Origin of the sequence: Rouxiella sp. S1S-2, from assembly GCF_009208105.1 — a bacterium.
In the GTDB taxonomy this organism is placed as follows: domain Bacteria; phylum Pseudomonadota; class Gammaproteobacteria; order Enterobacterales; family Enterobacteriaceae; genus Rouxiella.
The window spans coordinates 1,973,210-1,991,733 of record NZ_WFKL01000001.1 but is presented as its reverse complement, the minus strand read 5'-3'; the positions used below and the strand labels follow the sequence as shown (position 1 = coordinate 1,991,733).

Annotated in this window: 18 protein-coding genes; 13 read left to right on the top strand and 5 right to left on the bottom strand. The window is 52.1% G+C overall.

The genetic code is table 11. The features are described 5' to 3' along the window. Nucleotides 1-76 precede the first annotated feature (76 nt). The 3 genes from pspC to pspA are packed head-to-tail and all read right to left on the bottom strand — an operon-like array spanning nucleotide 77 to nucleotide 1,386. Entirely contained in the window at nucleotides 77-436 is a 360-nt protein-coding gene (gene pspC / locus GA565_RS09360) for an envelope stress response membrane protein PspC (protein ID WP_152201395.1), read from the bottom strand. Further along, complete coding sequence (gene pspB / locus GA565_RS09355) at nucleotides 436-663, bottom strand: envelope stress response membrane protein PspB (RefSeq protein WP_152198229.1); 228 nt, start codon at nucleotides 661-663, stop codon at nucleotides 436-438. The genes pspC and pspB overlap by 1 nt, the downstream gene beginning before the upstream one ends. A gap of 51 nt (nucleotides 664-714) precedes the next feature. Beyond that, nucleotides 715-1,386, bottom strand: coding sequence for a phage shock protein PspA (pspA, locus tag GA565_RS09350; RefSeq protein ID WP_152198228.1), 672 nt, complete (start codon nucleotides 1,384-1,386; stop codon nucleotides 715-717). A 219-nt stretch (nucleotides 1,387-1,605) separates the two neighbouring features. Between pspA and pspF the strand changes: the two genes are divergently transcribed. The 9 genes from pspF to fabV all read left to right on the top strand — a co-directional run bounded on the left by pspF (nucleotide 1,606) and on the right by fabV (nucleotide 13,170). After that, nucleotides 1,606-2,616 carry a phage shock protein operon transcriptional activator gene (gene pspF, locus GA565_RS09345; protein WP_152198227.1) on the top strand — a complete coding sequence of 337 codons (1,011 nt, stop codon included), beginning with the start codon at nucleotides 1,606-1,608 and terminating at the stop codon, nucleotides 2,614-2,616. Nucleotides 2,617-2,924: 308 nt separating this feature from the next. Beyond that, the gene (sapA, locus tag GA565_RS09340; RefSeq protein ID WP_152198226.1) at nucleotides 2,925-4,658 is read left to right on the top strand and encodes an ABC transporter substrate-binding protein SapA; all 1,734 of its coding nucleotides are present in this window, start codon (nucleotides 2,925-2,927) and stop codon (nucleotides 4,656-4,658) included. After that, nucleotides 4,655-5,620: a putrescine export ABC transporter permease SapB gene (sapB, locus tag GA565_RS09335; protein WP_152198225.1), complete on the top strand. Its 966-nt coding sequence runs from the start codon at nucleotides 4,655-4,657 to the stop codon at nucleotides 5,618-5,620. Before sapA ends, sapB begins: the two co-directional genes overlap by 4 nt. After that, nucleotides 5,607-6,497 (top strand): putrescine export ABC transporter permease SapC, encoded by an 891-nt coding sequence (gene sapC, locus GA565_RS09330; RefSeq protein WP_152198224.1) that lies wholly within the window; start codon nucleotides 5,607-5,609, stop codon nucleotides 6,495-6,497. Before sapB ends, sapC begins: the two co-directional genes overlap by 14 nt. Next, nucleotides 6,497-7,489: a putrescine export ABC transporter ATP-binding protein SapD gene (gene sapD, locus GA565_RS09325; RefSeq protein WP_152198223.1), complete on the top strand. Its 993-nt coding sequence runs from the start codon at nucleotides 6,497-6,499 to the stop codon at nucleotides 7,487-7,489. Before sapC ends, sapD begins: the two co-directional genes overlap by 1 nt. Continuing rightward, nucleotides 7,489-8,304, top strand: a complete 816-nt coding sequence (gene sapF, locus GA565_RS09320) for a putrescine export ABC transporter ATP-binding protein SapF (RefSeq protein WP_152198222.1) — start codon at nucleotides 7,489-7,491, stop codon at nucleotides 8,302-8,304. Before sapD ends, sapF begins: the two co-directional genes overlap by 1 nt. Nucleotides 8,305-8,497: 193 nt before the next feature. Next, on the top strand, nucleotides 8,498-9,676 hold the full coding sequence (locus GA565_RS09315; RefSeq protein ID WP_152198221.1) for a peroxidase-related enzyme: 1,179 nt from the start codon (nucleotides 8,498-8,500) through the stop codon (nucleotides 9,674-9,676). Between the two features lie 563 nt (nucleotides 9,677-10,239). Beyond that, nucleotides 10,240-11,763: a dipeptide/tripeptide permease DtpA gene (dtpA, locus tag GA565_RS09310; RefSeq protein ID WP_152198220.1), complete on the top strand. Its 1,524-nt coding sequence runs from the start codon at nucleotides 10,240-10,242 to the stop codon at nucleotides 11,761-11,763. A gap of 207 nt (nucleotides 11,764-11,970) precedes the next feature. After that, nucleotides 11,971-13,170 (top strand): enoyl-ACP reductase FabV, encoded by a 1,200-nt coding sequence (gene fabV / locus GA565_RS09305; protein WP_084982750.1) that lies wholly within the window; start codon nucleotides 11,971-11,973, stop codon nucleotides 13,168-13,170. A 67-nt stretch (nucleotides 13,171-13,237) separates the two neighbouring features. Here the strand turns inward: fabV and GA565_RS09300 are convergent, their stop codons facing one another. Next, nucleotides 13,238-14,245 carry an alpha/beta hydrolase gene (locus GA565_RS09300; RefSeq protein WP_152198219.1) on the bottom strand — a complete coding sequence of 336 codons (1,008 nt, stop codon included), beginning with the start codon at nucleotides 14,243-14,245 and terminating at the stop codon, nucleotides 13,238-13,240. Nucleotides 14,246-14,286: 41 nt separating this feature from the next. Further along, complete coding sequence (locus GA565_RS09295; protein ID WP_152198218.1) at nucleotides 14,287-15,183, bottom strand: MBL fold metallo-hydrolase; 897 nt, start codon at nucleotides 15,181-15,183, stop codon at nucleotides 14,287-14,289. 76 nt (nucleotides 15,184-15,259) lie between these two features. On the opposite strand from GA565_RS09295, the gene GA565_RS09290 reads away from it, so the two are divergent. From GA565_RS09290 to gstA, 4 genes are all read left to right on the top strand, one after another. Beyond that, nucleotides 15,260-16,195, top strand: a complete 936-nt coding sequence (locus tag GA565_RS09290; protein WP_152198217.1) for a LysR family transcriptional regulator — start codon at nucleotides 15,260-15,262, stop codon at nucleotides 16,193-16,195. Between the two features lie 102 nt (nucleotides 16,196-16,297). Further along, on the top strand, nucleotides 16,298-16,576 hold the full coding sequence (locus tag GA565_RS09285) for a hypothetical protein (RefSeq protein WP_152198216.1): 279 nt from the start codon (nucleotides 16,298-16,300) through the stop codon (nucleotides 16,574-16,576). Nucleotides 16,577-16,845: 269 nt separating this feature from the next. Continuing rightward, the gene (gene dapA, locus GA565_RS09280; RefSeq protein WP_152198215.1) at nucleotides 16,846-17,712 is read left to right on the top strand and encodes a 4-hydroxy-tetrahydrodipicolinate synthase; all 867 of its coding nucleotides are present in this window, start codon (nucleotides 16,846-16,848) and stop codon (nucleotides 17,710-17,712) included. 96 nt (nucleotides 17,713-17,808) lie between these two features. Beyond that, nucleotides 17,809-18,414 carry a glutathione transferase GstA gene (gstA, locus tag GA565_RS09275; RefSeq protein WP_152198214.1) on the top strand — a complete coding sequence of 202 codons (606 nt, stop codon included), beginning with the start codon at nucleotides 17,809-17,811 and terminating at the stop codon, nucleotides 18,412-18,414. Nucleotides 18,415-18,524: the final 110 nt, after the last annotated feature.

The following is an 18,524-nucleotide window of genomic DNA, read 5'->3' as shown; positions in this document are numbered from 1 at the left end:
CGACAAAATGCAGATTTACTGTTCTTACTGAAAATAGTGCAGATAATGGTACAACTTATTTCGACCCATATTGTGACTACAGGTCGCGGAAGCGGCTGCGAACGCCAAAGGTTTCTGAGGTCACATAGCGCTCAACTTGTCTCAGGCGCTGTTCGCTAGCGTTAAGCTCACGGTCGGCCTCCGCCAGTAAATCACCCGCAGAAACCGCATTCTCGTCGTTAAAACTCTGCGCTGGCACCGGTTCAAGCAGCCAGGCCAGCAGGAAATAGCCCACCACCGTAAACATAAACAGGCCGAAAAACAGTGACAGAACGACAATCAGGCGCAGCAACTTGACCGGAACGCCGAGGTAGTGTGCCAGTCCGGCACACACCCCTTTCAGCACGCCCTCTTCCGGCACGCGGTAAAGCTTTCTTTGTGAGAGGGTTGTCGGCATCATGATTGCCTCCAGCCCGGATGTTCGGCATCAAGAATTTCTTCTAGCGCCTGGATCCTCTCACGCATGCGACGCGCTTCACCGGTAAGCTGCTGTAAATCCTGATACTCATGTTGACTCAACTGACTGCCGCTTTGCGAACGATTGCTGTAGTGCAGCCACAGCCAAATCGGCGCGACAAATAACACAAATATTGTCAGTGGAATGGCTAAAAAAAGAACGCTCATGTCTACTCCTTTAGGATCTCTTCAATAAAATGCCGCGGATGCAGAGAACTGTTATGCGTCCTTGTTAGTCTGCATTCTGGCTTTTAATGCCTCAATCTGCGCGCTGATTTCATCATCGGCTTTCAGTTCGGCAAACTGCTGGTCCAGTGATTTCTTTTTGCCAATGCTCATTGATTCAGCTTCGGCTTCCATACTATCAATGCGGCGTTCAAAATGCTCAAAGCGCGCCATGGCTTCGTCAATTTTACCGCTGTCGAGCTGACGACGAACGTCACGTGACGATGATGCGGCCTGATGACGCAAAGTTAACGCCTGTTGACGGGCGCGCGTTTCGGTCAACTTGCTTTCAAGTTCGCCAATCTCTGACTTCATGCGGTCCAGCGTTTCATTCACGATGGTCACTTCATGTTTGAGCGTAGTAACCAGTTCAACCAATTTTTGCTTCTCGATAAGCGCGGCACGAGCCAGGTCATCTTTGTCTTTGCGCAAAGCCAGCTCGGCCTTGTCCTGCCACTCTCTTTGCTGTGCTTCACCCTGCTCGATACGGCGATTAAGCTGTTTCTTCTCGGCCAACGCGCGTGCTGAGGTAGAACGTACTTCCACCAGCGTGTCTTCCATTTCCTGAATCATCAGTCGCACCAACTTCTGCGGATCTTCTGCCTTATCGAGCAGTGTGTTGATGTTGGCGTTTACGATATCCGCGAAACGAGAAAAAATACCCATAATGAACATTCCTCTTTGACTTATCATTTGACCCAAAGGGCCGGTAATTAGGCCAACGCTAATCTCGCGATGGCGAGTAATCCTGTATTGGTTATTACAAGACCCGTGCCAACTTTTTAAATTTATTATCTTGCTGAATAAAAACAGTTTTTTTATTTCAACTTCTGCTAGGCTTAATTCTGAACTGATTAAATTAACTAAGGGTTGGTAAAATTCACCATGACAGCCACCATTGATAACCTGCTCGGCGAAGCCAATTCATTTGTAGAAGTATTAGAACAGGTCTCGCAGCTTGCCAGACTGAATAAACCGGTGCTGGTCACCGGTGAGCGCGGCACCGGTAAAGAGCTGATAGCCCACCGCCTGCACTACTTGTCCGGGCGTTGGCAGGGACCGTTTATTTCACTTAACTGCGCGGCATTAAATGAAAGCCTGCTCGACTCTGAGCTGTTTGGTCATGAGGCGGGTGCCTTTACCGGTGCGCAAAAGCGCCATCTTGGGCGCTTTGAGCGCGCAGACGGCGGCACCTTATTTCTTGATGAGCTGGCAACCGCCCCGATGCTGGTGCAGGAAAAACTGCTGCGGGTGATTGAATACGGGCATCTTGAGCGCGTCGGCGGCAGTCAACCGCTGCAGGTTGACGTGCGGCTAGTTTGCGCCACCAACGATGATCTGCCCGCACTGGCAGCGGCCGGCAAGTTTCGCGCCGACCTGCTGGACAGGCTAGCGTTTGACGTGATTCAACTGCCGCCACTGCGTGAGCGCCAGCAAGACATCATGCTACTGGCCGAGCATTTTGCCATTCAGATGTGCCGTGAACTTTCACTGCCTTTATTTCCAGGCTTTACCGAGCAGGCGCAGCAGACGCTGCTGGACTATGGCTGGCCGGGCAACGTGAGAGAGTTAAAGAACGTGGTTGAGCGCTCCATGTACCGCCACGGCAACAGCGATACCGCACTCGACAATATTGTCTTGAATCCGTTTAGCCGCACGCCCTCGGCGGTCTTTACACCGGCCAATGCCGAGCGCGATGAACTGGCGCTTCCTACCCTGCCGGTTGACAGTAAAGAGTGGCTCAGCGGGGTTGAGAAAAATTTAATTGAACAGGCTCTGAAACAGGCGAAATTTAATCAGCGACGCGCGGCCGATTTATTGGGGCTGACTTATCATCAGCTGAGAGGAATATTGAAAAAGCATGGAATGCAGGTGAATGCCCAGGATGATAACTGAGGAAAAAGTTTACTATTTCAAAAAATAGCAGACAAAAAAAAGCCAGCACCCGAGCTGGCCAAGTAATACTGGAAGCAATGTGAGCAATGTCGTACCGGCTGTTTTACGTCCCATGGCGGGTCGCTCCTCAGTCGGTAAAAAGATGATAATAGTTATCAGTACCATCTGTAAAGCAGTTTGTTGAGAATATTTCTCATTACCATACAGACCTTGCGGCTACTCGCTCAGCTATTGTTTACGCAATGCATTGGGGTGTCTTGCAGAGTGCGGTACACTTAGTAAATTGCTTACTTACATTTGAAGCCCTTATGCGTCGTTTAACTCTTTGGATGCTGCTACTTGCCGGTCTTTCTACGGCGGGTTTTGCTGCCACAATTTCCGCCGAAACGCTCCCCGCGGGCAAAGACTCCGGCGTAAAAACGCATCCAGCTACCCTGCCTGCTGCCGCCAATGATATTCGTCAAAGCGGGTTCGTTTACTGCGTCAATGGCATGGTAAACACTTTTAACCCGCAGAAAGTTAGCAGCGGTATCGTGATCGATACGCTTGCGGCGCAGCTTTATGACCGCCTGCTGGACGTCGACCCTTATACCTATCGCCTGATACCCGAGCTTGCGCAAAGCTGGGACGTGCTCGACAACGGTGCGACCTACCGCTTCCATCTGCGTAAAGACGTGCCTTTTCAAACCACACCCTGGTTCACCCCAACGCGCATGATGAACGCCGATGACGTTGTGTTTAGCATCAGCCGCATCATCGATGAAAAGAACCACTATCACAGTGTCAACGGCAGCGACTATCCGTATTTCGACAGTTTACAGTTCGCCAAGACGGTGAAAAGCGTAAAGAAAATTGATGATTACACCGTCGAAATCCAGCTCAATAATCCCGATGCGTCTTTCCTGTGGCATCTGGCGACCCACTATTCGCCCATTCTTTCGGCTGAATATGCCAACAACCTGCAAAAAAAGGGTATCGAAGAGCAGATCGACCGCCAGCCGGTAGGCACAGGTCCTTTCCAGCTTGACGACTACCGCGCAGGTCAGTTCGTACGACTGGCGCGCAACGGGCAGTATTGGAAAGGCGTGCCACGCATGCAGCAGGTGGTGATTGATATGGGCGTTGGCGGCACGGGACGTTTGTCTAAACTGCTAACCGGCGAGTGCGACGTGCTAGCGTATCCGGCCGCCAGTCAGCTGTCGATTCTGCGTGACGACCCACGCCTGCGCCTGACGCTGCGTCCCGGCATGAACGTGGCCTATCTGGCGTTTAACACCAGTAAACCGCCGTTGGACGATGTGCGTGTGCGCGAAGCCGTGGCGCTGTCTATCAATAACCAGCGCCTGATGCAGTCAATTTATTACGGCACCGCCGAGACCGCGGCCTCTGTGCTGCCGCGCGCGTCGTGGGCCTACGACAGCAACGCCAAAGTCACCGAATATAATCCCGATAAAGCGCGCAAGATCCTCGAAAGTCTGAATAAAAAGAATCTGGTGCTGCACCTTTGGGTGCCGATAATTTCACAATCCTACAACCCGAGTCCGTTAAAAACCGCCGAGCTGATTCAGGCGGATTTGGCGCAGGTCGGTATCAAGGTGATCATCGTGCCGGTTGAGGGCCGTTTTCAGGAGGCGCGCCTGATGGAGATGAATCACGACCTCACGCTCTCGGGCTGGTCTACCGACAGCAACGACCCGGACAGTTTTTTCCGTCCGGTGCTCAGCTGTGCGGCAATTCATTCGCAGACCAACTATGCTCACTGGTGCAGCCCGGAATTTGACGGCCTGCTGCATCAGGCGCTGCTTTCTCAGCAGCTCTCGCAACGCATTGATTACTACCAGCAGGCACAAAGCATTCTCGAGAAAGAGCTACCCGTGCTGCCGCTGGCGTCTTCGTTACGTCTGCAGGCCTATCGCTACGATATTAAAGGTTTAGTTTTAAGCCCGTTCGGCAACGCCTCTTTTGCCGGTGTCTATCGCGACACGGGTAAAGACAATGCTGATGCCAGCACTCAAATTCAGTCAGGGGGGAAAGCACCGTGATTATCTTCATTTTGCGCCGCCTGCTGCTGCTGATTATTACCCTGTTTCTGCTCAGCCTTGTCGCATTCAGCCTGAGTTATTTTACGCCGCATGCCCCGCTGCAGGGTGCCTCATTGTGGGACGCTTACCGCTTCTTCTTTAGCGGAATGGCACAGTTTGATTTTGGGGTCTCGAGCATCAACGGGGAACCTATCAGTGGCCAACTGCTTAGCGTGTTCCCGGCTACCATGGAGCTGTGTATTTTGGCCTTCGTGTTAGCGCTGCTCATCGGCATTCCGCTTGGGATAACGGCAGGCGTGATGCGCGGAAAATGGCCAGATGTCACTATAAGCACGCTGGCCCTGCTCGGCTTTTCGATTCCCATTTTCTGGCTGGCACTGCTGCTGATGCTGTTCTTTTCGCTCCAGCTCGGTTGGCTACCGGTCTCAGGGCGCATTGACCTGCTTTATCAGCTAAAACCAGTCACCGGATTTACGCTGGTTGACGCCTGGCTATCTCATTCGCCCTATCGCCACGAAATGATCGTTAGCGCGTTGAAACACATGGTGCTGCCGATTGCCGCACTGGCGGTCGCACCGACTACCGAAGTTATCCGCCTGATGCGCATCAGCACTGACGACGTGCTATCAAAAAATTACGTTAAGGCCGCTGCCACCCGGGGCCTGTCGCGCTTCACTATTATTCGCCGCCACGTGCTGCACAACGCCCTGCCGCCGATTATTCCCCAGCTTGGCCTGCAATTTTCAACCATGTTGACGCTGGCGATGATAACCGAAGTGGTGTTCAACTGGCCGGGCCTTGGTCGCTGGCTGGTCAACGCCATTCGCCAGCAGGACTATGCCGCAATTTCAGCCGGCGTGATGGTGGCCGGTTCGCTGGTTATTGTGGTCAATGTACTCTCGGATATTTTAGGCGCGATGTTGAACCCATTGAAACACAAGGAATGGTATGCCTTCCGATAACGTTTACCGCGAAAAACAAGTACCCAGCCCGCTGCGCTATACGTGGCACATTTTCTATCGCGATAGCCTGTCGATGATTGGCTTTTACGGGGTAATAGGGTTGGTTTTCTTGTGCATTTTTGGCGCCCTGCTCGCACCTTATCAACTCGACCAGCAGTTTCTGGGCTATCAACTGCTGCCGCCTTCGTGGTCACGCTATGGCGACGTTTCATTCTTTTTAGGCACTGATGACCTCGGCCGCGACCTGCTAAGCCGCATTCTCAGCGGTGCGGCACCCACGATCGGCGGTGCAATTCTGGTCACTCTGGCGGCGGCATTCTGTGCGGTGATCATCGGCGTGCTGGCCGGAAGCACGCGCGGCATCCGCTCGGCGGTGCTTAACCACGTGCTTGACACTTTGCTCTCTATTCCCTCTTTACTGCTGGCGATTGTGGTGGTGGCGTTTATTGGTCCCAAACTTGAGCACGCCTTTCTGGCGGTGTGGATGGCACTCCTGCCTCGCATGGCACGCACGCTGTACGTTGCCGTGCACGACGAGCTGGAAAAAGAGTACGTGGTGGCGGTTCGTCTTGACGGCGCAACCACGCTGCAAATTCTGCGCTATGCGGTACTGCCTAATATTGTGGCGGTGCTGGTGACAGAGTTCACGCGTGCACTGTCGATGGCCATTATGGACATTGCCGCGCTCGGATTTCTCGACCTCGGTGCGCAGCTGCCCTCACCAGAATGGGGCGCGATGCTCGGTGACTCGCTTGAGCTGGTCTACGTTGCGCCGTGGACCGTTATGCTGCCCGGTGCAGCTATTCTGATTAGCGTGCTGCTTATCAATCTGCTGGGCGATGGTATTCGTCGCGCCATTATTGCCGGGGTGAAATAATGCCGTTACTGGATATTCGCAACCTGACCATAGAATTTATGACCTCCGACGGCCCGGTAAAGGCGGTCGATCGCGTCAGTATGACCCTCACTGCTGGCGAAGTTCGCGGACTGGTAGGTGAATCAGGTTCGGGGAAAAGTCTGATTGCCAAAGCCATTTGCGGGGTCACCAAAGACAACTGGCGCGTCACGGCTGACCGCATGCGTTTTGACGATATCGACCTGCTGCGACTCAGTCCGCGTGAACGGCGTAAGCTGATTGGCCACAATATTTCGATGATTTTTCAGGAGCCGCAGTCCTGTCTGGATCCTTCGGAAAGCATTGGTCGCCAACTGATGCAGGCCATTCCTGGCTGGACCTATAAAGGCTTATGGTATCAGCGTTTTAGATGGCGAAAACGTCGTGCAATCGAGCTGCTGCACCGCGTGGGGATCAAGGACCATAAAGACATTATGGCCAGCTTCCCGTATGAGCTGACTGAGGGCGAGTGCCAAAAAGTGATGATTGCCATTGCGCTGGCCAACCAGCCACGGCTGCTGATTGCCGATGAGCCAACCAACGCCATGGAACCCACCACCCAGGCGCAGATTTTTCGTCTGCTGGCGCGTCTTAATCAAAATAACAACACCACCATTTTGCTGATCAGTCATGATTTGCAGATGATGAGCAAGTGGGCCAATCGGGTTAACGTGCTGTACTGCGGCCAAACGGTAGAAAGTGCCCTGTGTGAGGATCTGCTGGCGGCGCCGCATCATCCTTATACACAGGCGCTCATTCGCGCGATGCCTGACTTTGGCCGTTCACTGCCGCATAAAAGTCGCTTGAACACCCTGCCAGGGGCTATCCCTTCGCTGGAACACCTGCCGATTGGCTGTAGGCTCGGGCCGCGCTGCCCGTATGCGCAAAAAAAATGTATCGAAACACCGCGCCTGCGGTTGGCGAAAACGCACGCCTATGCATGCCACTTTCCACTTAATATGGAGGAGCAATAATGGGCGAGACGCTGCTAGAAGTACGCAATTTGTGCAAAACCTTCCGCTATCGTACCGGCCTGTTCCGCAAAATGAATCTACAGGCGGTCAAGCCGGTCAATTTCACGCTGCGGCCGAAGCAGACGCTGGCGATCATTGGCGAAAACGGTTCGGGTAAATCGACGCTGGCTAAAATGCTGGTCGGCATGATTGAACCCACCGACGGCGAAATTTTGGTTGATGACCAAAGCGTTAAGTTTGGTGATTATCGCAACCGGAGCCAGTTGATACGCATGATTTTTCAGGACCCCACGACCTCACTCAATCCGCGTCAGCGCATCGGCCAGATTCTTGAAGCACCGCTGCGCCTGACCAGTAATATGGAAGCGCAGGAGCGCGAGACGCGCATCAACCAAACGCTGCGCCAGGTGGGACTGCTGCCGGACCACGCCAATTATTATCCGCACATGTTGGCCTCCGGACAGGTGCAGCGCGTGGCACTGGCCCGTGCGCTGATTCTGCAACCCAAAGTGATTGTTGCCGACGAGGCTTTGGCTTCGCTCGACATGTCGATGCGTTCGCAAATCATCAACATGATGCTTGAGCTGCAGGAAAAGCAGGGCATTGCCTACATCTATGTGACGCAGCATCTTGGGATGATGAAGCACATTAGCGATCAGGTATTAGTGATGCACAATGGCGAAGTGGTTGAGCGCGGTAATACTGACGAGGTGTTGGCAGCGCCGCTGCACGACCTGACCAAAAGACTGGTCGCCGGTCATTTTAGCGAGGCACTAAACGCTGATGCCGCGCGGCGCGATGCGAAAATTTTCTGATCTTGCCCGGGTCATGCCCTCAAGTATGGCCCGGCGGATATTTGTTCACTTCTCTACTGCCTTATCCTTTTATAGTCCATTTTTTTGTTTTGCTATTCCTTTTAGCTATTATTTATCACTTAACAGTATTTTATATGGTGCACGCTATCGGCAAGGATAGAGTCTGAAATTGCCTCAAGCAAAGGACTCGAAGATGGAACAACAGCGCCGGGCCGCTCTTGATGGCTGGTATCATGAAACCCAGACCAGCCAGCAGCGCCACACCTTACTGGATCCCTGTCAAACGAACGAATCTGACAGTTTTCTCTTAGGTCTTGAACAAAAGATTGAGCCTTCGTTACGCCGTTTACTGACTCAGCGAAACGGTTTACTGTTTGCTGCGCAAACCGCCTATAACAAGCTGTTTCCTAAAAGCGTGTCACTTTCACGCCATCAGACACTTTCCCTTTATGACCGCCTGAGCAGTGCACTCACCGTCGCTCAGGTAACAGGTATTCAGCCTTTGTGCACGCATTTTGCCGCACGCCTTGCGCCACTAAACTGCCCGGACGCGTCACGCGAGAGCAATATTCGTCAGACGCACCTCGCACAATATGCCAGACTGTTGGCGACTCAACCGACGCTGATTAACCGCGCTATGCTGACTCAGCTCAGCGACGTAGGCCTGAGTGCGCAAGACATTGTGGTTTTCACCCAGCTGATAGGTTTTGTGAGTTTTCAGGCGCGTCTGCTGGCGGTCGTTAATGCGCTGGCCGGTCGCCCTGCCACAGTTTTACCGGGTTTTTCGCATCCCGAAGAGGCAAAGCAGAGTGGATTTTCACTGCAGCTGCGACGCTGGCAATCATTTTTACCCGAAGTGGACTTAGCAAAGGCCACGCGGGAGCAGTTGGATGTCCTGGATTTTAGCGCCCCAGACGCACGGGACTCTTCATTTTATCGCCTGCTGTTACAAGACGCCGGTTCGCTTGAGGCACTTTCAGCATTAACAACGCACATTATGCAGCAGCCTGGCGATGAAAAGTCGGCGCTTAAAGAGTGGGCAGCGGCGGCCACCTCACGTATCAACGGCTGTTTATTCTGTGCGGGCATCCATGGCCGTTATTATCTCGAAATCGGCGGCGCCTCTGGACATATTGATAGCCTGTTCGTGGAGTCAGAACCCCAGCATGCGGGTGTTGCTGAGCAAGATCCGCTGGTAAAAGCGGTGAAAACGCTGACGCAAACGCCTGAGAAATTTGATGCCTCAGCCCTGCAGCCCTTGCTCGATGCGGGCTATACGCATCAGCAAACTCTCGATATTTTACTCAGCAGTGCGCTGTTTGGTTGGTTGAATCGCCTGATTCAAACACTGGGCGCATCCGAGCTAGCCTAACCCAATGATTTACAGGGTCATTGCAGGGTAAATCACCCCGTGATGACCTTTTCATAGTCATCCCTTCTGCTTTCTACCGCCTTGATCGATACGTTTCTTAATTCCTATCTAAAATTTAGTGTTAAATAGTGACGAATATCACATTACAATCGTCGGCTTAAAAACGCTTGCAAAACCCCTCAAAGCACCCATTTATAATATCCTGTTAAAGTACGCTATTGCAGAGTTTGCACTCAGCAAATTCTTATTAAGTCACACCATAAATCCGATAATGCATCAAAGAGCAGCGATTAACACCGCCTAACGAGTGATTGATAATTAATCAGCATATAAATTCAACTATTTAATTAAACCCAATTTTAAATCCCGCGTAACAATTCGATTAGAGTTTAATCAGACTGCCAAGAATAACTGTAACGGAATATAACAAAAAGCTTGCCTGAATCGCCAAGATAGTGAACATTACCCGCCGTCATACATCCTATAACTATGCAAAGAGTGCGTATCTGCACTACTTATGTGCTGCCCGTCTATGAGGCAGGAAGAGATAAACAGAGGTATTAGTGTCAAAGACAAACTCAACACCGACTAAAAATGAAAGCGTCAGCATGAACGCCTTCAAACAGCCCCGCGCGTTCTACCTTATTTTTTCCATCGAATTATGGGAGCGATTTGGTTACTACGGCCTGCAGGGGATCATGGCAGTCTATCTGGTCAAAATGCTTGGCCTGAGTGAAGCAGACTCCATCACCCTGTTCTCCTCTTTCAGTGCACTGGTTTATGGCTTCGTTGCCATTGGCGGATGGCTGGGAGACAAAGTGCTGGGTTCCAAACGCGTCATTATTCTCGGCGCTCTGGTGCTGGCGCTGGGCTATGCTCAGGTCGCTTATTCCGGTCACGATATTTTCTGGGTTTACATGGGTATGGCGACCATCGCCGTGGGCAGTGGCCTGTTTAAAGCAAATCCCTCCTCTTTGCTTTCAACCTGCTACGAGAAAGATGACCCACGTCTCGACGGCGCTTTCACCATGTACTACATGTCGGTGAACATCGGCTCCTTCTTCTCCATGCTGGCAACGCCGTATCTGGCGGCCAAGTACGGCTGGAGCGTGGCGTTCTCCCTGAGCGTAGTGGGCATGCTTATTACTCTGGTGAACTTTATGTTCTGCCGCCGCTGGGTAAAAGACCACGGCTCAAAACCTGACTTCAAGCCGGTAAACTACGGCAAACTGCTGATGGTTGTGATTGGCGTGGTGGCTCTGGTAGCGATTTCCAGCTTCTTGCTGCACAACCAGTCAATTGCTCGCTGGGCGCTGGCGGTGGTGTCTGTTTGCATCATCTTTATCTTCGGCAAAGAAACGTTCACGCTGCAAGGCCTTGCTCGTCGTAAAATGATCGTCGCGTTCTTGCTGATGCTCGAAGCCATTGTATTCTTCGTGCTCTACAGCCAGATGCCAACGTCGTTGAACTTCTTTGCGATTCACAACGTCAACAATCACCTGCTGGGTATCGATTTTCAGCCTGAGCAATACCAGGCGCTCAACCCGTTCTGGATCATGCTCGCCAGCCCGATTTTGGCCGCCGTTTATGCCAAGCTGGGTAACCGCATGCCGATGCCGCACAAGTTCGCGATTGGTATGGTGTTGTGTTCACTGGCCTTCCTGGTTCTGCCGTGGGGTGCAAGCTTCGCCAATGAAGCCGGTATTGTTTCAGTAAACTGGCTGGTGCTGAGCTATGCGCTGCAAAGTATTGGTGAGCTGATGATCTCGGGTCTGGGTCTGGCGATGGTGGCACAGCTGGTTCCGCAGCGTCTGATGGGCTTTATCATGGGTTCATGGTATTTAACCACCGCGGCCGCGGCGATTATTGCCGGTAAAGTGGCCGCGCTGACCGCCGTGCCATCTGACATCAACGATGCGCATGCGTCACTGGCTATTTACAGCCATGTGTTTATGCAGATTGGCATCGTGACCGGCGTGATTGCTATTTTGATGCTGCTGACGGCCTCCAAGCTGCATCGCATGACGCTTGACCGCGTCAGTGATGATAAAGAGCCACAGCCTAAAGCCGCATTATCCCAGTCCTGATACTGCCGATAATGTGTAATCACCCCGCCCCGCATTGGCGGCGGGGTTTATCGACGTGTTTATTTCTTATCCTCTTTTCCCCTGACCGCCCTCTTCGCAGCAAATTAATCCGCACATTTCGCTCACATACAAAAGCAGAGTCTTAAGGTTGTCGCGAAAATAAGGTAATATTACCCTCCATTAATAACCAACAAGATAAGCCTTGTCATGATTATCAAACCTAAAATTCGTGGTTTTATCTGTACGACCACTCACCCAATCGGCTGTGAAGCCAACGTGCGTGAGCAAATTGCATACGTGAAAGCGCAAGGCAAACTGAAAGACGGGCCAAAACGCGTCCTGGTCATTGGTGCCTCCACTGGTTATGGGCTTGCCTCAAGAATTAACGCCGCGTTTGGTGCAGATGCTGCCACCATTGGGGTGTTCTTCGAAAAACCGGGCAGCGAAAGCAAAACAGGTTCGGCTGGCTGGTACAACTCTGCGGCTTTCGATAAAGCGGCAAAAGAAGAAGGCTTGTATTCAAAAAGCATTAACGGCGATGCATTCTCCAACGAATGCCGCGATACCGTGATCAAACTGATTAAAGAAGACCTGGGTCAAATCGACCTGGTGGTTTATTCATTGGCTTCTCCAGTGCGTAAACTGCCTGATTCAGGCGAGCTGGTGCGTTCTGCGCTCAAGCCAATCGGCGAACCCTATGAGTCAACCGCACTGGACACCAACAAAGACAAGCTGGTCAGCGCCGTGGTTGAGCCGGCCAACGAGCAGGAAATCGCCGACACCATTCAGGTGATGGGCGGTCAGGACTGGGAACTGTGGATGAACGCCCTCGCCGACGCTGGCGTGCTGGCCGATAACGCTAAGTCCGTGGCTTACTCCTACATTGGTACCGAACTGACCTGGCCAATCTACTGGCACGGTACGCTGGGCAAAGCGAAAGAAGACCTCGATCGCGCGGCTCAGGCTATCGACAGCAGACTGAAAGCCAAAGGCGGTTCTGCCAACGTGGCCGTGCTGAAATCAGTGGTTACCCAAGCTTCTGCTGCTATCCCGGTCATGCCACTGTATATCTCTATCGCTTTCAAGATCATGAAAGAGCAAGGTATTCACGAAGGCACTATCGAGCAGATCCAACGTCTGTTCGCGACCAAGCTTTACAATAACTCAGTGCCGGAAACTGACGAGAAAAACCGTCTGCGTCTTGACGACTGGGAACTGCGTGATGAAGTTCAGAAAACCTGTGGCGTTATCTGGTCACAGCTCAATGATGACAACATCTATCAGTTGACCGATTATCAGGGTTACAAAGACGAGTTCCTGCGTCTGTTTGGTTTCGGTCTGAAAGGTGTTGATTACGATGCCGACGTCAGCGCCGAAGCTAAATTCGACGTCATTGAACTGGTCTGATAATTCGCACCTACTGTAGTAGGTGAGATAAGAAAGGGGGAACATAATGATTATGTTCCCCCTTTTTTTATTCTTCCGGCTCCTGTCGCAGATAAAAGTCACTCACCGCACGATAGGCCTGAAGGCGATTTTTCTCCATCAGCATCATGTGGGTACTTTCGCCGATTTCGACCCAGCGCCTGATGGGTGCCTGTGTGAACGAGGTGAAATAGTCACTCATTATGCGCAGCGGTACATCGGCATCCCATTCACCGTGCACCAACAGCACCGGTCGGGCAACGTCCTGCGGTCGATAAAACGGCTTGCCCACCGCCCAGAAGTCACGCACGTCCTGAACCGGACCGCTCACCGCGCGCAAAACGGCAGGCGTTGATTCCAGACTCTGCGGGTCCTCTGCCAGCGTTTGCTTTGCCCAGGCCTCAAACCAACCCTCGGGGATCAACCCATCGCGATGCTCCGCCGGCGCGGCGGCCAGCCAGTTGGCTTTCCCCTGCGCGACGGGAATAAGCCGATAAGCACCGATTTTACCCCCGTTGTCGATGCGCATCGGCCCCGAGTTAAGCCACTGCGGTGCCAGCACCACCAGCTTGTTAACCTTATCGTTATAGCGGCTGGTAAAGGCACCTGCCACGCTGCCCCCCCACGACATGCCAAAGATTTGCACCCGTTCGAGTTGATGCTTTTCCCTCACCCAATCAACCACCTGATTGAGGTCACGGATGCCAATTTCCGTACCGTACAGCGGAGGATTTTCTTCGGCAGGCAGCGACATTTCAGCAGGACGGGTTGAATGGCCGTATCCACGCACATCCAGTGCATAAACGTTCAGCCCGCTTAATGCCAAATAGTCGATGAACGACATGCCGTTATAGCGTACGTCATACAGGCTTCCGGACGAATAGCTCGCGCCATGAACCATCACCAGTGTATTATCGGCGTTGAACGTCTCAAGGTCGGCCAGACGACGATGGCGTATATGCAATAAGATCTCCGTTGTATCACTGTTGATGGTAAAACGATCGCTAACCAGTGAGTCAACGTCAGGCCGTATCGCCGTTGAGTAAGTATGTGTCATTTTTGCTCCAAATAATCTTGTTGTTCAATAGGATAAATTTGTTAACGGTACTGCCAACTGAACTGTTCGTCTTCTCGATACACCCGGCCTACCGACGTACCGGCAAAGTGAGTGCTAAACCACAAGGCACCGCTGTCGGCGGCGAATTCAAGCCCCCAACGCCGTGAAGCCGAGGCCTGTGCGGGAAATTCGCAGTAGCGGGTGTTCCATTCGGTGTTGTAAACCTGCAGTGGGTGGTGCATCAGATCACCGGCAAAAAACGCCACGTCGCCGCCAGACTCAATGCTTATCGACATATGGTCGATGCTGTGACCCGGCGTGGGAATAAAGCGCACGCCGTTAAGCACTTCACCGCCCTCTTTGCCAATCAGTTTGACGAGTCCGGCCTTTATCAGTGGCAAAATGCTGTCTTCGTAAACGCCGAGGCTTGTACGGTTAACCTCATTGTGGCTGGCGGTGCTGGCGTAGTAACGGGCCTCAATGGCAGAAAAGAGGTAGGTCGCATTGGGAAATGTGGGCACCCATTTGCCGTCAACCTGTTGGGTATTCCAGCCCACGTGGTCAACGTGTAAATGGGTTAACAACACATAGTCAATTGACTCTGGCGACACGCCAAGACTGGCAAGCCGAGTCAAAAAATCGGTATTCAGATGATGAAAAATGGGCGCATTAGGCCGCTCCTTTTCATTTCCTGATCCGGCGTCGATAAGCAATGTGTACTCGGGCGACTGTACCAGCCAGCTGTGAATGCTCTGCCTCAGGTGTTCGCCGTCGGCCTGCAGGTCATGCTCCGTTGACTTGTCGCAGTAGTCGGCGAACTGCTCAGCATTAAAATCTCGGTTAAACAACTCTTGTGGTGATCCTCCCTGCAAACTCATTTCAGAAATACGGGTAATGCGTAAATCTCCTACCAGATAGGATAATTGCGCTTCGCTCATGATGGTTGCCTTCACTTGTTTTGTTAGTGAAAGCATCGTATAAATAACCCACTCATTACTCAAATCGATGCCAATCATGACCACTATCGACCATTTCAATTTACGTAATTTTGACCTCAACCTGCTGATTGCTTTTGATGCAATGATGGAAGAGTTAAATGTGACCCGCGCCGCAGCACGGCTGAAGATCCAGCAGCCTGCCATGAGCCATTCGTTAAAAACACTGCGTATGCTATTTGGCGATCCGCTGTTTGTCCGCGTTGGGCAAAGTATGCAGCCTACTAGCCGCGCGCGAAGCCTCAGCCTACGTATCCGGCCCGTGCTGCAAAAAGCCGAGGATGCGCTGGCGTTCACCGAAGGGTTTGATTCAACCACTGCTCAACGCCTGTTTCGCGTCGGCTGTTCTAGTGAACTGGCGGTGCATCTACTGCCAATGCTGATGGTCGATTTGCAGCGTAATGCGCCCGGACTCAAGATTGTTGCCCGCCACGTGGAGCGTAAAAATATCAGGGCGGTTCTCGACAGTGGCGAAATAGACCTGGCGGTTGGCTGCTTTGGCGAACAGGGCCAGTGGCACAGCAGTGAAGCACTTTTTAACGAACAGCTCACCTGCTGCTTTAATCCAAAGTTATTGCCGTTTAGCGCACCCATTGGCCGACAGGACTACCTCACCCAACCTCATGCGCTGATATCGTTTAACGAAACGCTGATGGGATGCATTGAAGGGGCATTTAACCGCGCCGGTGCCACCTTGAATGCCATTTTTGCGGCACCGAACTTTCTCACGCTGCTGTCATTTGCCGAACATTCGCCGGTGCTAGTGACACTGCCAAAAAGAATTGCCCAGCGCTACAGTGCGGCATTTAATCTCGCGTGCAGCCCGGTACCGTTAGAATTAGAGGAGTTTCCGAATGTCCTGGTGTGGCCCGCTCATGCCGATAGTGATCCGGCCATAATGTGGCTGCGCGACAAGATAAGCTGTGTGATGAAAACTATTGAAACCACTCTGTAAGCATTTTTGACAAAAAATGCGGATATTTTGCATTACGGCCCAGTATTTGCTTATTCGTTTTGTTATATTTAATTCATACCTACGTTCACCAGGAAGGCCATCATGGAAAAACGCAAAGTCCTGGATGAAGGACGTCAGTTAAAACGCCTCAATGCAGAAACCCGCAAGCTTTCGCACGTGCACAAATGGTTTGCCATTGTCGCCGCGCTTGACTGCATGTTGGTATTTTTCTATGACCGTGATATGCGTAATATTATTTTCTCCGGCGGCGTTTGCATCGTCTGCACCTATCTGTGGCTTGAAGGCCGCATGAAGTCGCGCGCCTACCGCCGTGAATATCGCGAAAAACACGCGAATCCTCCTACGCCTCCCCCGCTCTAACTTGCCGGTTTGATTCAGGAGCCAGCAGTGGCTCGCAGCATCAACATTTACCCTCTTTAACACCTGCAGGAAAAGGTCCTAAAGCGACGTAAAAAACATCATTATTAGCGGCATCAATAATGCTAGCGGCCTTATTAAATCATTCCATTAGCCGAGGCAGGGTTTTTACCGCAAACTCTTTGTAAGCTGGAAAACGGCAACTTATCAATAGGTTTTGAAAGCCTTCCCCTACACTTTTTTGGGTGACCTTCAGGTCATACGTATAAATTATGTCAACATTTTCTGGTATTTGGGTTCCACTGGTTACACCTTTCAATCAGGGCGAAATTGATTTCGCTGCGCTGTCGTCTTTGTGTCATCACGTGATGAAACAAGGCGTGGCGGGCGTTGTTGTGTGCGGCACCACGGGTGAAGCCCCCATGCTCAGCGAAGAAGAACAGTTGCAGGTGCTCGACGCGGTGCTTAACGTCGTCCCGGGCGAGAAAGTGATGATGGGCCTTTCAGGTACACATCTGCCGAGCGTGCAGGCGATGCAGCAGGCCATTACCCAGCGACCGATTGCCGCTATTTTACTGCCGGCTCCTTACTATATTCGCCCTTCGCAGGCCGCACTCGAAGTCTGGTTTACCGAACTGGCTGACAAGTCCAGCGTGCCCATCGTGGTGTATAACGTGCCTTATCGCACCGGCATCCACCTTGAGCTGGAGACGCTGCGACGCCTGGCCAAACATCCGCGCATTGTGGCTATCAAGGACTGCGGCGGCAGCCATGATCTCACCTGTTCACTCATCGCCGACGGCGAGCTTGACGTTATGTCCGGTGAAGACGGGCAGATTCTCTCGACACTGTGCATGGGCGGCACAGGGGCTATTGCGGCCTCGTCGCATATTTTCCCGGAAAAGTTTGTGGCCTTGGTGAAACAAGTTGAAGCGGGTGATTTAAACGCGGCGCGCAAAAATTTCTTTGAACTCATGCCAATGATCCGCCTGATGTTCTCTGCCCCGAATCCGGCGGCGATTAAATTTGCCCTGTCGCTCGACGGCATGATGAAAAACGAACTGCGTGCACCGCTGCTGCCTGCGCCGGTCAACGTTGAAGAAGCGGTTAAGGATTACCTCAACAGCGTCAGCAGATAGCGTATAATATAAACAATCACCTCTTTTTACGATTTAGTTCCTGACAATTGCCCTGCCCCCCACTAGGATAGGGCCAACTTATCAGACGGAGTTTGTATGAAACTTTATTATAAACCAGGTGCTTGTTCGCTTTCTCCTCACATCGTTTTGCGTGAGGCCGGTATTGATTTCACTATCACCCGCGTTGATTTGGCCACCAAAAAAACCGAGCAGGGTGATGACTTCTTCCAGGTCAATCCTAAAGGACAAATCCCGACGCTGTTACTTGATGACGGCACCATACTCACTGAAGGCGTGGCGATTGTTCAGTACATTGCGGATCAGAAACCTGACCGCCAACTGCTGCCGGAAGTGGGTTCGCTGGCGCGCTATCATGCACTTGAGTGGCTCAACTACGTGGCGACCGAACTGCATAAAGGCTTTAGCCCGCTGTTCAATCCTAAAACGCCTGATGAGTTTAAAGTCGTGACCCGCGAAGCACTCGACAAAAAATTTGCCTACGTTAATTCTTCATTGAAAGGTAAGCAGTTCCTGCTCGGTAACCGCTTTAGCGTGGCCGATGCTTATCTGTTTACGGTCATGGGTTGGGCAAAAGCGTTGAAATTTGACCTGTCTGCACTCAGTGATCTGAATGAGTATCTTGACCGCGTAGCATCACGCCCAGCGGTTGACGCCGCCTTGGTGGCTGAAGGCCTGAAGTAATATCTTCATTTAGCCCTTTCCCCCCTTGCGGGGTAAGGTGGGGGTGGGGAAGCAAGCGACTGAGAAATAAAATTTTTCTCCACCCCGCAAGTTCCCCCCTCTTTCTGCTT